At 64.0% G+C, this 12,812-nt stretch carries 11 protein-coding genes; 7 read left to right on the top strand and 4 right to left on the bottom strand.

Features of this window, described 5'->3' with window-relative positions:
- Positions 1-573 carry an aminoacyl-tRNA hydrolase gene (gene pth / locus RE4_RS28230; protein WP_003946229.1) on the bottom strand — a complete coding sequence of 191 codons (573 nt, stop codon included), beginning with the start codon at positions 571-573 and terminating at the stop codon, positions 1-3.
- A gap of 105 nt (positions 574-678) precedes the next feature.
- Positions 679-1,287, bottom strand: coding sequence for a 50S ribosomal protein L25/general stress protein Ctc (locus RE4_RS28225; RefSeq protein ID WP_020908579.1), 609 nt, complete (start codon positions 1,285-1,287; stop codon positions 679-681).
- 290 nt (positions 1,288-1,577) lie between these two features.
- Between RE4_RS28225 and RE4_RS28220 the strand changes: the two genes are divergently transcribed.
- Positions 1,578-2,783, top strand: a complete 1,206-nt coding sequence (locus tag RE4_RS28220; RefSeq protein ID WP_019744666.1) for a GAF domain-containing protein — start codon at positions 1,578-1,580, stop codon at positions 2,781-2,783.
- Here the strand turns inward: RE4_RS28220 and RE4_RS28215 are convergent.
- Together RE4_RS28215 and RE4_RS28210 are read right to left on the bottom strand one after the other, a co-directional pair.
- Positions 2,780-4,240: an FAD-dependent oxidoreductase gene (locus RE4_RS28215; protein ID WP_029255897.1), complete on the bottom strand. Its 1,461-nt coding sequence runs from the start codon at positions 4,238-4,240 to the stop codon at positions 2,780-2,782. The genes RE4_RS28220 and RE4_RS28215 overlap by 4 nt on opposite strands.
- A gap of 82 nt (positions 4,241-4,322) precedes the next feature.
- Positions 4,323-5,504: an aminotransferase class V-fold PLP-dependent enzyme gene (locus tag RE4_RS28210; protein WP_060939774.1), complete on the bottom strand. Its 1,182-nt coding sequence runs from the start codon at positions 5,502-5,504 to the stop codon at positions 4,323-4,325.
- A gap of 14 nt (positions 5,505-5,518) precedes the next feature.
- Here RE4_RS28210 and RE4_RS28205 point away from each other — a divergent pair, with 14 nt between their 5' ends.
- The 6 genes from RE4_RS28205 to RE4_RS28180 all read left to right on the top strand — a co-directional run bounded on the left by RE4_RS28205 (position 5,519) and on the right by RE4_RS28180 (position 12,756).
- Complete coding sequence (locus RE4_RS28205) at positions 5,519-6,793, top strand: APC family permease (RefSeq protein WP_060939773.1); 1,275 nt, start codon at positions 5,519-5,521, stop codon at positions 6,791-6,793.
- A 78-nt stretch (positions 6,794-6,871) separates the two neighbouring features.
- The gene (gene egtA, locus RE4_RS28200; protein WP_060939772.1) at positions 6,872-8,095 is read left to right on the top strand and encodes an ergothioneine biosynthesis glutamate--cysteine ligase EgtA; all 1,224 of its coding nucleotides are present in this window, start codon (positions 6,872-6,874) and stop codon (positions 8,093-8,095) included.
- Positions 8,092-9,399, top strand: a complete 1,308-nt coding sequence (gene egtB, locus RE4_RS28195) for an ergothioneine biosynthesis protein EgtB (RefSeq protein ID WP_060939771.1) — start codon at positions 8,092-8,094, stop codon at positions 9,397-9,399. The genes egtA and egtB overlap by 4 nt, the downstream gene beginning before the upstream one ends.
- Before the next feature lies 1 nt (position 9,400).
- Positions 9,401-10,147, top strand: a complete 747-nt coding sequence (gene egtC, locus RE4_RS28190; protein ID WP_060939770.1) for an ergothioneine biosynthesis protein EgtC — start codon at positions 9,401-9,403, stop codon at positions 10,145-10,147.
- On the top strand, positions 10,144-11,115 hold the full coding sequence (egtD, locus tag RE4_RS28185) for an L-histidine N(alpha)-methyltransferase (RefSeq protein WP_020970297.1): 972 nt from the start codon (positions 10,144-10,146) through the stop codon (positions 11,113-11,115). The genes egtC and egtD overlap by 4 nt, the downstream gene beginning before the upstream one ends.
- 99 nt (positions 11,116-11,214) lie before the next feature.
- Positions 11,215-12,756 carry an HNH endonuclease signature motif containing protein gene (locus RE4_RS28180; protein ID WP_060939769.1) on the top strand — a complete coding sequence of 514 codons (1,542 nt, stop codon included), beginning with the start codon at positions 11,215-11,217 and terminating at the stop codon, positions 12,754-12,756.
- The last annotated feature ends 56 nt before the right edge of the window (positions 12,757-12,812 follow it).

Below are 12,812 nucleotides of genomic sequence, written 5' to 3'. Positions count from 1 at the left end.
TCAGTGCAAGCGGTTCTGTGCGGCTTCGAGCCCGAGTTCGAGCAGTAGCTCCACTGCATCCGCAGCTTCTTCGCACACGAGATCGAGTTCTTTTCGCTCCGTGGACGAGAACGGCTTGAGAACGTAGTCCGCCGGGTCCATTCGGCCCGGCGGGCGACCGATCCCGACGCGCGTGCGCAGGTAGTCCTTGGTGGTCAACGAACTCGAAATGGACCGCAGACCGTTGTGTCCGCCTTCGCCGCCGCCGAGTTTGAGTCTGATGGTCCCGAAATCGAGATCCAGTTCGTCGTGGACGACGATGATGTTCGCGGCATCGACCGAGAAGAATCGCGCGAGACCGGCGACCGCGCCACCCGAGAGATTCATGTACGAGCGTGGTTTTCCGAGAATCACACGTCGGCCGGCGAGGCGACCTTCGACGATTTCGGCGCCACTCTTCTTGTGTACGTTGAACTTTCCGCCCATGCGCCCGGCAAGGGTGCCGGCGACCATGAAGCCGACGTTGTGCCGGGTCTTCTCGTACTGCGGGCCGGGATTACCCAGGCCGATGACGAGGGCGGTATCTGTGCTCAACGGACGCTACTTTCTGGCTTGTTTTTCCTGCTACGCACGAACGGCGCGTCACTCCGAATCGGAATGACGCGCCGCGCGCAGTGAGTTCTGTTGGAACCGAGAGGATCAGGCCTCTTCTGCAGCCTCGTCGGCGGCGGGAGCTTCTGCGCCCTCTTCGAGGTCAGCCTCGGTCGGTGCAGCAACGACGTTGACGATCAGGGTGTCGGCGTCAGCCTGCAGGACGGAGCCGGCGGGCAGTTCGAGCTGGCTTGCCAGGATCTGGGTGCCGATTTCGAGGCCCTCGACCGAGACCTCGATCTGCTCGGGGATGTGGAGGGCGTCTGCCTCGATGGAGATGGTCGATGCATCCTGCGCGACCATGGTGCCTGCAGCAGCGTCACCGACGACTACGACGTGAACGTCGATGGTGACCTTCTCGCCCTTCTTGATGACGAGGAGGTCAGCGTGCTCGATGTAGCTGCGGATGGGGTGCACGACGACCGACTTGGTCAGTGCAACTTGCTCCGTGCCCTCGATGTCGAGGGTGAGGATGGCGTTGGTGCCCTGTGCGCGGAGGATGCGAGCGAAGTCGCGAGCCGGCACGTTGAGGTGGCGGGGATCTTCGCCGTGGCCGTACAGAACCGTGGGGACCTGGCCGTCGCGACGTGCGCGGCGAGCTGCGCCCTTGCCGAATTCGGTGCGGACGACGGCGACGAGGTTGTTTTCTTCAGACATGATGAAACGGCTCCTACAACTCACGGGGTTCGTGCTCGGTTTACTGACGTGTGGTTTTGCCTGCGGCAAGGCGGACAGGCGCGCACACGGCCAGGAGCGAAACGCTCGAGCTGAGCCGTAGCCGCGTCGATCACGGTAAACCTGCAACGTGTGGAACTGCTGCGATTCACCCTCGCCGAGACAACTTTGGATACGTTACCGGAGTTTGCTCCCCGCCGCTAATCGCAGGTGGTGGGGACCTGGCCGTGTGGACGTGGTTCGCGTCACATCGAAAGCGGTAGCCTGACGGAGTGACCACCGTGGGGAGCGCTCCCGAAGGCAGTCGGCTCGGTGCCGTCGTGCCGGGTACCGACCTGTCGCAGCATGCGCGCCTACTGAGCCGGGTGCACGACGCAGTTCTCTCGGGGCAGGAACCACCGGCGCAGCCGCGGACCGTCGTGGCGCGATCGTGGTCGCGGGTGGCCGCGGGTGGGCTCGCGCCCGATCATTGCGGCGCGTCCGCTGTCGCCGATTTCTCCGAGTTGGAGTCGAGGCGTTCGCGTACCGCGCTGCGCAGCGTTCTGCCCGAACTGAGAACCACGCTCACCGAGGTCGCCGAGGACGCGGGCTTCATCGTGGTCGTTGCCGACGCCGACGGTGTCCTGCTCTGGCGCGAAGGGGCGAAGACCGTCAAACGTGCGGCGGACGCACTCGGGTTTGCCGAAGGCGCGCGCTGGTCGGAGCAGTCGGTGGGTACCAACGCGATCGGTACCGCGCTGATCGAAGATTCTGCGGTGCAACTCTTCTCGGCCGAGCACTATGCGCCGACGCATCACAATTGGTCATGTACCGGCTCGCCTGTGCACGACCCCCGGACAGGCGAGATCCTGGGTGTGGTGGACATCAGCGGGTCCGCAGCCTCGGTGCATCCCACCACTGTCGCGCTGGTTCGCACCGCGGTTCGCCTCGCGGAGGCGACGCTGTGGCGCGAGCATGCAGCTCAGCTCGATCGCCTGCGCTCGCGGGCGGCGCCATTGTTCGCGGCGGGCACGGGTCCGGCATTGGTGGTCGACGAGTTCGGCTGGGTGGCCGGCGCCAGCGGGATTGCCGCGCCTGACCGGGTGGCGGCACCCAGTGCGGGAAAGCCCGTCATCGTGCCAGGTCTTGGGATGTGTCTGCCTGAGCCGCTCGGTGACGGCTGGCTGTTGCGCACCGGCGTCGGCGGGCCGGTGATCGAGCTCGAGCTGTCACTCGGTGCATCGCCGCAGGTGACGGTCCGTGGTGATGCAAACTGGACGCGCGCGCTTTCGCCGCGTCACGCTCAGATCTTGCGTGCGCTGGCAGCCGTGGGATCGGCTGGCGTGGATGCCGCAGGCCTGAGCGAAGTGCTCTTCGGTGATCGCGAGCATGTGGTGGCAGTGCGCGCCGAGGTGTCCAGATTGAGGAAACACCTCGGCGCGGTTCTGCAGACTCAGCCGTACCGCTTTGCCGACGGCGTGCGGGTTGTGGTGACCTAGCGCGCTGCGCTGATTCCGGCACGACGTCCGAAGAAGCTGCCGTCGCCGAGACTGGTTCCGCTGGCGTAACCACCTGCGCAGACACCGGACGTGCAGCGCCCCGCTGCGAATAGTCCGGGGATCGGCGCACCCGAGACGTGCAGAACCTCGGAATCGACGGTTGTCTTCAATCCTCCCAGCGTGAATCCGCCTGTGCGGCCACGTAGATCGATTGCCGCGAACGGGCCGACGATCGGCTTGACCCACTCGGACTTCTTGCCGAGCACCGGGTCGGACCCTTCAGCCGCGTGACGGTTGTAGAGGTCGACGGTCGATTGCAGCGATCCGGCGGGAAGCCCCATCTCGGCTTCGAGTTCCTCGACGGTTTCCGCCACCCAGGTCGGCTGCGCCCGCAACTGCGCACTGGACGATTCGGCATTCATGCCTTCCTCGTACGCAGCTTCGTCGATCACGAGGAATGCCTGGTTGTCCTGCTGGAACAGTGTTGCCTGTCCGATGCGGCCCGGGTAGGTGTCTTCGGGGATGTATCGCTGACCACGGCCGTTGACAAGAATGCCGCGCACCATCAACTGTGGGTCGCAGAAGAACGCGACCTCGGTGGCGTCCATGTGTGCGGTGTCGGCGCCCAGAGCCTGACCGATCTGGATTGCGCGGCCGTCGTGCGCTTCGATCGAGGCCGCCGGGTGGCCGAAGATACGCGGTGCGTTCGAGCGCACCATCTCGTTGTTGTACGCGAAACTGCCCATCGCAAGCACGACGCCTTTGCGGGCACGAATCGCGACGTCCTTGCCGTAGCGCTTGGCGACAACTCCCACGACCCGATCGCCGTCGACCACCAAAGTCTGGACACGCAGATCGTATTCTGCACGGACACCGAGCTTTTCGGCCGTCTCGACGAGTGGCTTCATCAGCATGTAGCCGCCGCCCTGCTCGCCGGTCTTCTTCTCGCTCATCTGCGGGACGTGTCCGCGGGGCGCGGGATCGACGAGCGCGTTGAACGGTGCGGCGTTTTCGCCGCCCGAGTACATGAGGCCGTCGTCGTACGGCGGTTCCCAGCCGGGCTGACCCCAGAACGATTCCTTGAACGGGACGCCGGCGTCGACGAGCCAGTTGTAGTGATCGACGCTGCCCTCGCAGTACGCGTCGATCTTCGTGTCGTCGGTTCCGGGGCCGAGCGCTGCCTTCATGAACGTCTTCATGTTCTCGACCGAGTCCTCGAACCCGCACGCCTTCTGCAACGGCGTTCCACCGCCCAGGTAGATGAATCCACCAGCCAGTGACGCGGCTCCGCCCCAACCGCCCGTCCGCTCCAGGACGAGCACCTCGGCGCCCGCACGCGCTGCTTCGATCGCAGCGGTGACGCCGGCGATGCCGTATCCCGCGACGACGACGTCGGCCTCGTAGTCCCAGGTGGTGATGTCTGCAGCGGAGATCGGTCTGACGGTCGGGTCGGCCATGCGAAGCGTCCTTTCGGAAGACGAAACTACTGATCGCCACACAGTTGCAGTTTCGACTTCCGCGGATCAGGTGTGGTCCCGGTCAACGGGAGGTTTGTAATCTCCTGACCGCGCCAAGGAATGCGTCCAGGTCCGCTTCGTCGACGAAGTAGTGCGGCGATGCGCGAACCACGGCGTCGAGCCCGCGTGCATCCATGTCGAGGAGCGTGGACCCGCGACCGCTGACGGTGACGGTGATGTTCTGTGCTGCAAGCTGATCCCGCACGAGGTGCTCGGAAATACCTTCGACGGTGAAGGAAACGATGCCGCTCAGCTGGGTCCCTCGATCGTGGACGTCGACTCCGGGAATCGATGCCAGCCCTTGCCGCAGCGCGACTGCTCTGGATTCGATCTGTGCCCACACCGTGTCGGTGCCGATCGAGAGCAGATAATCGGCGGCGACGCCAAGACCCAGGCGCGCAGCGACACTCGTCTCCCAGAGTTCGAATCGTGTTGCGTCCGGTGCAGGGACGAAGCTGTTCTCGCTCGTCCATTCCGCTCCGTGCAGATCCATCGCAGCAGGTTCGAGCGCGTCGACGAGTCCGGGGCGGACGTACAGGAATCCGGTTCCGCGTGGCCCGCGGAGCCACTTGCGGCCGGTGGCGCTGAGGGCGTCGATGCCGAGTTCGGTGACGTCGATGGGCAACTGGCCGAAGGACTGGCACGCGTCGAGCAGAACGAGAGAGCCATGGGCTCTGGCCAATTCGACGACCTCGCGGACTGGGTTGATCAGGCCGCCGTTGGTGGGGACGTGGACGACGGAGACGAGGCGAACCCGATCGTCGAGCATGTTCTCGAGTGCGTCGAGGTCGATGCGTCCGCACTGATCGCTCGGGATGATCTCGACGTGGGCGCCGGTCGAACGCGCCCGCCCCAGGGCAGCGATGGCGTTGCTCGCGTATTCGACTCCGCTGATGAGGATTCGATCACCAGGTCCGAGCGAAACCGAGGCGAAGAAGTCGTTCCACGCGCGGGTCGCGCTGTCCGTCAACGCGATATCGGTTGCCTGAGCGCCGATGACCCGGGCCAGCGAATGCGGAACAGCAGCCAGGGCGCCGCTCTGACGAGCAGCTGCGACGTATCCGCCGACGTCGGCTTCACGTCGCAGGTGCTCGATCATCGTGGTCAGCACCGGCTCGGGCGGGAGCGAGGATCCCGCGCTGTCGAGGAACACCTTGTCGAGGCATCCGGGAGTGTCGCGGCGGATCGTGTCGAGATCGAACATGGCACCTTCCGTTCATGTCGGTGTGGTTCAAACTACCTGTGAACGAAGCTGTCCCGATGGAGCGAAGGCTGGGCACGGTCGATGCCGTGGTGATCGGCCTCGGCGCGATGATCGGCGCCGGAGTCTTCGTGGTGTTCGCGCCCGCTGCCGCAGTAGCCGGTACCGGGTTGCTTGTGGGCCTGGCGATTGCAGCGTTCATCGCATTCTGCAACGCGACGTCGTCGGCGCAGCTTGCGGCCAGATACCCAACGTCAGGTGGGACCTACGTCTACGGACGTGAGCAGCTCGGACCCTGGTGGGGGTTTGCCGCAGGCTGGTCGTTCGTGATCGGGAAGACCGCGAGTTGCGCGGCAATGGCCCTGACTTTCGCGACGTATGTTGCGCCTACCGCCTGGCGTGTTCCCGTCGCGGTATTGGTGGTGGCGGCGCTGGTTGCAGTCAACTACCGCGGAGTGACGCGGACGGCGCACATGGCCAGGGTGATCGTCGCTGTGTCGGCGACAGCACTGTGCGTAGCGCTGCTGGTTGCCGTCGTCGGTCCTGGTGCAGTGCGCGAGCTCCCGGATCTCGCGTTCGGGTCGTGGTACGGAATCCTGCAATCGGCCGGGCTGCTGTTCTTCGCCTTCGCCGGCTACGCCAGGATCGCGACGCTGGGGGAGGAAGTGCGCGATCCGCGCCGCACGATTCCGCGGGCGATCCTGATTGCTCTCACCGTCGCCGTCATCCTCTATGCACTGGTAGCAGTGGTGCTGTTGGTGACGTTGGGACCTGATCGGCTGGCGAACTCGGCACGGCCCTTGGCCGATGCAGTGGGCGCGACCGGGTGGAACTGGGCGCTTCCCGTAGTGGTGATCGGTGCCGCGGCGGCGTCGGCGGGGGCGCTGCTGGCTCTGATCGCGGGGGTGAGCCGTACGGCGATGGCGATGGCACGCGAGCGTGATCTGCCGGTTGCCCTGTCAGCCGTCCACCCACGGTTCGAGGTACCTCACCATGCGGAACTTGTGGTCGGTGCTGTCGTGATCGTTTTGGTGTCGACAACCGATCTTCGTGGGGTGATCGGCTTTTCGTCGTTCGGAGTGCTGCTCTACTACCTCGTCGCGAACGTGAGTGCGTACAGCCAGCGCGGGGTGGACCGGATGTATCCGAAGTGGCTGCAAGCGGTCGGCGCGGCTGGTTGTGTCGTTCTGGTGGTCACACTTCCGTGGATCGCGGTTGTTTCGGGGGTAGGTGTTGTTCTGGCCGGTTGTGGGTACCGGTGGATACGACTGAAGAAATTCAACGACACGTAACACCACAAAGGGTGCATCTCGGACGTTGGCGTTCTATCGTCGGTAGCGACCGCGAAGACCGCCCGAAGGGGAAGTCGAATGGTGACAGCAGCGTTGACAGCAGCACAGACCACGCAGGTGGATTCGCGTCCTGCGGCCGAGGCCTACGTCGGTGGTGTGTGCTTCAAACAGGGGCCACCCCGCTTGGTAGGAGCTGAGCTCGAGTGGCTGACCAGCCACGTTCCCGGTGGAGAGAGGCCGTCAGCCGCGACTCTGGCAAGGGCACTCGGGCGACATGCACCCACCAGCATCGACCCTGATTCACCGGCGGCACCGCTTCCTCGTGGCAGCCTCGTCACCGTAGAACCTGGCGGACAAATAGAACTCTCCTCAGCGCCGCGCACGTCCGCTCGCGAACTGTGTGACTGCCTCGACGACGACCGTCGTACTCTCGAAACACTCCTCGCGCCGTACTCCATCGAAATCAGTTCGGCGGCGGCCGACGTCGCCCGCCCACCTTCCCGGATTCTCCGGCTGCCGCGTTATTGCGCAATGGAATCCCGCTTCGCCGGGATAGGACCGTACGGCACCTTGATGATGTGCAATACCGCGGCAGTACAGATCAGTGTCGATGCCGGCGGCAGCCCGGAGTCCATCGCCCAGCGTTGGCGGCTCCTCGGGGACATGGGCCCGGCTCTCATCGCAGCGTTTGCGTGTTCTCCACGCTTGCAAGGGGTTCCGAAGGGAGATTGGGCGTCCCAACGCATGCGGACGTGGCTCGAACTCGATTCCTGGCGAACGGTCGCAGTCCCGGAAGTGCAGGACTACGCCGGCTGGGCGCTCGATGTTCCGCTGATGTGTGTGCGAAACGAGGGTGACGATTGGACGGCTCCGCGGGGTGCCACTTTCGGAGACTGGATAGACGGCGCTGTGGATGCCGAGATCGGACGCCGACCCGTCTGGGCAGACTTGGACTATCACCTGTCCACGCTGTTCCCGCCGGTTCGCGCCGTCGGGCATCTGGAGGTTCGCTACATCGATGCGCAGCCGGGAGATCTGTGGCGAGTACCGGTAGCAGCGATCGACGCGTTGCTGTCCGGGCCTGCCGTGATGAGGGAGGCCAGTGATGCTGCAGCATCTACGGCCGGGCGGTGGCGAGACGCGGCGGAGTACGGATTGGACGATGTCGAACTGCGTTCGGCTGCAACCTCTCTGATGTCGCTCGCCGCGTCGTACGCGCCGGAGCCGCAGTTCGTTCGTCTTCTCGATGCCGCAGCCGAACGGTGTTGTCGCGCAATCGTGCCCGGTGAGAGCGACACATGACGGGGGAGATCACCAAGGAAGCGGTCGAGGCCGTACTTCTGCGAGCGCGTGAGCGGTCGACGCTGCTCACCGACTGCGTCGACGATACCGAATTGATCGCTCAGCATTCCCCGTTGATGAGTCCACTCGTGTGGGACCTGGCGCACATCGGTAATCAAGAGGAACTCTGGTTGGTGCGTGATGTCGGTGGTCGCGATCCGGTGCGTAGCGACATAGACGAGCTGTACGACGCTTTCAAGCATTCGAGATCGTCGAGACCTACACTTCCCCTGCTCAACCCGGCCGAGGCGCGCGAATACGTACGTACGGTCCGTGGGAAGGTCTGGGATGTGCTCGAAGCCAGCACGTTCGGTCGTACAGAACTCGACGTGGACGGTTTTGCCTTCGGGATGATCGCGCAGCACGAGCAGCAACACGCCGAGACCATGCTCGCGACCCACCAATTGCGTTCGGGGCCCACGGCACTCGTTGCGACTCCCGCTCCGCAAGCGGCCCGCATGCCGGAACTCGACGAGGTCACCATCGCGGCCGGCCCCTTCGTCATGGGGACCGACGACGAACCGTGGGCACTCGACAACGAGCGCACTGCGCATCAGGTCTATGTCACCGACTTCGCGATCGACAGATTCCCGGTCACGAACGGGCAGTTCGTCGAATTCATCGAGGACGGCGGGTATTCCCGACCGGAACTGTGGTCTCGCGACGGTTGGCGGCATCGCGTCGACGCGAAACTTCGTGCACCCCTGTTCTGGGAACACGACAGTTCGGGTTGGTGGCACGAGACTTTCGGCGTCGAGGCTCCGGTTCCGCCGGACAAGCCGGTCGTGCATGTGAGCTACTACGAGGCTGAGGCCTACGCCAGCTGGGCAGGCAAACGGCTTCCCACCGAGGCGGAATGGGAAAAGGCCGCGCGCTGGGATTCGGAATCCGGAAGATCACGACGGTTCCCCTGGGGGGACGTCTCCGCAGACGAGAATCTCGCCAATCTCGGTCAACGCCATCTCGGCCCTGCCGGCGTCGGCTCTTACCCAGCAGGGGCGTCAGCAGCGGGTGTCGAGCAGTTGATCGGCGACGTATGGGAGTGGACGTCTTCGGGTTTCCATCCGTATCCGGGTTTCCGGGCATTCCCGTATCGGGAGTACTCGGAGGTATTCTTCGGCGGCGACTACAAGGTGTTGCGAGGGGGATCGTTCGGGACCGACAGCGTTGCCTGTCGTGGGACGTTCCGTAACTGGGACCATCCGATCAGGCGCCAGATCTTCTCGGGTTTTCGTTGCGCCAGAACGATTTCGGGTAGACCCTGACATGTGTCGGCACCTCGGGTATCTCGGGCCGCCACGTTCGGTTCGTGAACTCATCCACGACGGCGAGAACTCACTGATGCGACAGTCGTGGGCACCTCGCGAGATGCGTGGCGGCGGGACCATCAATGCCGACGGATTCGGTGCGGTGTGGTGGAACGGTGGGAGACAGGGACGGTACCGCAGTATCTCGCCGATCTGGTCGGACCCGACCGTCGACGAGACGTTGTCCCACATCGGTTCCGGAGCCGTCCTCGCCGCCGTACGTTCCGCGACGGAGGGGATGGCCGTCGAGATCGGTGCCTGCGCACCGTTCGTCGACGGAACCTACGCCTTCAGTCACAACGGAGCGGTATCCGGTTGGCCTGGATCACTTGCCGACTTGGCGGCAGAAGTTCCGGCCGTCGAACTGCTGAAGATGCCCGCCCCGACGGATGCTGCCTTGTTGTGGACAGTGCTTCGGCATCGGTTGAAGTCGAAGCCCGCGGAGGACGCCGTGACGAGCCTCGTTCACGATGTGGCTGCGGCGGCGCCGGATTCACGATTGAACCTCCTGTTCGGCGACGGGCAGGAACTGTGGGCCACGGCTTGGGGCCACACGTTGTACACGCGGGTCGACGAGTCGCGGGCCCTGATCGTTTCCGAACCGTTCGATCGATCCCCGGACTGGGAGCAGGTGCCGGACCGGCACATCGTCTGCGCGCGTCCCGGCCATGTGATCATCACCCCGATCCCGATGGGAGAAAAATGAAAACCCCTACGCTCGAGGTTTATCTGACACCGGCCGAATCGGTCGACGCACTGCGAGCCGAGGCCAGGGAAGGGCTCAGCGCAACGCCGAAGTGGCTCTCGCCCAAATGGTTCTACGACGCGCGTGGAAGTGAACTGTTCGAGGAGATCACGGCCTTACCCGAGTATTACCCCACCCGTACTGAACGCGGCCTTCTCGCTCGGTACGCCGACGAGATCGCGGCGTTGACCGAACCCGAGATCCTGATCGAACTGGGTTCAGGTTCCTCGGAGAAGACGCGGTTGCTCCTCGACGCGATGACGGCTCGCGGAACTCTGCGAACGTATGTACCGCAGGATGTTTCGGTGACGGCCCTCGAAGGCGCGGCGCAGCAAGTCGGTGCCGAGTTTCCCGGAATCGACGTGCTCGGAGTGGTCAGCGACTTCACCGGTTCGCTGCATCATCTGCCCGGTGGTGGACGGCGCGCGGTCGCTTTTCTCGGCGGAACTCTCGGTAATCTCGTTCCCGCAGAACGAGCCGAGTTCCTCTCGGGGATCGCAGCGGTGCTCGCTCCGGGGGAGAACCTGATCCTGGGGGTGGGATTGGTGATCGATCCGGCGGTTCTCGTGCCCGCCTACGACGACGCTGCCGGCGTGACTGCCCAGTTCAACCTCAACGTTCTCGCGGTCCTGAACAAGCAACTGGGAGCGAACTTTCCCTTGGAAGACTTCCGTCACGTCGCGCTCTGGGATGCCGAGAACCAGTGGATCGAAATGCGGTTGGAAGCACTTCGTGAACTCTCGGTGCATATCGACGACCTGGATCTGGAGATCACCTTCGCGGCGGGCGAGCAGCTGCGCACCGAGATCTCGGCGAAGTTCACCGAGGACGGGATTGCCGCGGAGCTCGCATCCGCGGGATTTGGGGTACGGAAGGTGTGGACGGATCAGGATCAGCGCTTCGCGCTGTTGTGCGCGCAGCGGGCGTGAAGCGAGCGCATGTCAGAGGATGCGGTCTCCTCCTAGGGGATCGGTGAATACCCCGGGATTCCGCAAGACTTGTCGGTGGGCGCCCGTAGAATCGCTCATATGTTCGAATCGAAGACTTCCGCGGACGCGCTGTTTCGGCAGCATGCGGAAATCGCGCGCGCCCACTTCCTCGAGATCGACGCGGTCACTGCGCTGTACTTGGACCGTTGTGAGGAGGATGCCGCGGTTGGAGTCAATGAGGCTTTTCGGGGTCAATTCGCGCACGTGGAGATCGCGTCGATACTGAGCATTACGGAGTACGCCGCGCAGAAAATGATTGCACTGGGATGTGACCTGCGCTGGCGACTTCCGCGGGTGGCGGCCGCTTTTGCTTGCGGTGACATCGATCTGGCCAAAGCGACGGCACTGTCCGAAGCTCTCGCCAACGTTTCCGAGCACGCGCTCGATGACATCGAGCGACTCCTCGTGGACGGTGCCTGCCGTGTAACCGGTAACAAGTTGAAGGCGCGCGCACGAGGTCTCATTGCTCGGCACGACCCTGATGGGGTGCGTGCCAGGCGAGTTCGTGCGGAGGCGGATCGGGACGTTCGGACGTGCGCGTCGCACGACGGTATGTCGACTCTGGACGGAATGCTTCCAGCGGTCGGCGCTCAGACTTTGGCCACCAGGCTCCGTGCGATGTCGATGCAGGTGTGTGGTTCCGATCCGAGAACTTTCGGGCAACGTCGTGCCGATGCACTGATCGCATTGGCGGAAGGAAAGACGTCGTTGGATTGTCAGTGCGACGGCGATTGCACCCGTAGGGATGATACGAAGACCTCCGCGCTCCCGATTGCGACAATTCTTGTGGGTGTCAACGCTTCCACCCTGCTCGGATTCGACGATCTGCCAGGCTATTTGCAGGGGTACGGCCACATCGATGCCGACCTTGCGCGCGCGATCGCCGCGGACGCCACGTGGCAGAGAGTCCTCACCCTTGCACCGTCCGAGATGCAACACTGTTCGACTGCGGGGGCGGTCGGACCGGTGCTCGGCCTGGGTCGGTCGATGCGCTCACCGGAGATATTGCCCGCTGCGGCAAGGGGTAATCGCTCGAGAAGGAACAGTGGTTCGCGGCGCGGTGAATCCACGTACCAGCCGTCCGCGGCGTTGGCGACGATTGTAAGGACGCGAGACGGTACGTGCCGCTTTCCGAATTGTGTTGTGCGTTCTGATAGTTGCGATATCGACCACACGGTGCCGTTCGATCACGGCAACCCCGCTCAGGGAGGGCCTACTGCAGAACAGAACTTGGCCTGTCTGTGTCGAAAACATCACCGACTGAAGACGTTTGGCAGGTGGACAGTGAAGCAAATCGGAGGTGGTCTTCTGGAGTGGAAAAATCCGTCAGGACGACGAACGGTTACCGCGCCCGTAGGCCCATTCTGTGACCCGGAACTGAGAGTGCCCGACGCGGCGAGACTGCATTTGACGGACGACGATGCGCTGGAACGACGTTTCGGACTTCGGGACAGGGGAGTGGAAGCGGATCTCGAATACCTCCTGGACTGGAGTGTGCCCGGCTGGCGGAAGGCACGATCTGCATCAAGACGCAACGAGTCCCCACTGGCGAACGCCTTGCCGGAGTTTGCCGACTTCTGAAGGGGTTTCGCTTCTCCTGTGGCCTGCGGGTATAGCGAGAGGGCCCGAAAAATGGT

It is taken from the genome of Rhodococcus erythropolis NBRC 15567 (genome assembly GCF_001552595.1).
GTDB classification, from domain to species: Bacteria; Actinomycetota; Actinomycetes; order Mycobacteriales; family Mycobacteriaceae; genus Rhodococcus_F; species Rhodococcus_F erythropolis.
This window is presented reverse-complemented; position numbering and strand designations above follow the sequence as displayed.

Coding starts and splice junctions, on each gene's coding strand:
- RE4_RS28225 (WP_020908579.1), bottom strand. CDS start 1,287: ATGTCTGAAGAAAACAACCTCGTCGCCGTCGTCCGCACCGAATTCGGC.
- RE4_RS28215 (WP_029255897.1), bottom strand. CDS start 4,240: ATGGCCGACCCGACCGTCAGACCGATCTCCGCTGCAGACATCACCACC.
- RE4_RS28210 (WP_060939774.1), bottom strand. CDS start 5,504: ATGTTCGATCTCGACACGATCCGCCGCGACACTCCCGGATGCCTCGAC.
- RE4_RS28205 (WP_060939773.1), top strand. CDS start 5,519: ATGTCGGTGTGGTTCAAACTACCTGTGAACGAAGCTGTCCCGATGGAG.
- egtA (WP_060939772.1), top strand. CDS start 6,872: ATGGTGACAGCAGCGTTGACAGCAGCACAGACCACGCAGGTGGATTCG.
- egtB (WP_060939771.1), top strand. CDS start 8,092: ATGACGGGGGAGATCACCAAGGAAGCGGTCGAGGCCGTACTTCTGCGA.
- egtC (WP_060939770.1), top strand. CDS start 9,401: ATGTGTCGGCACCTCGGGTATCTCGGGCCGCCACGTTCGGTTCGTGAA.
- egtD (WP_020970297.1), top strand. CDS start 10,144: ATGAAAACCCCTACGCTCGAGGTTTATCTGACACCGGCCGAATCGGTC.
- RE4_RS28180 (WP_060939769.1), top strand. CDS start 11,215: ATGTTCGAATCGAAGACTTCCGCGGACGCGCTGTTTCGGCAGCATGCG.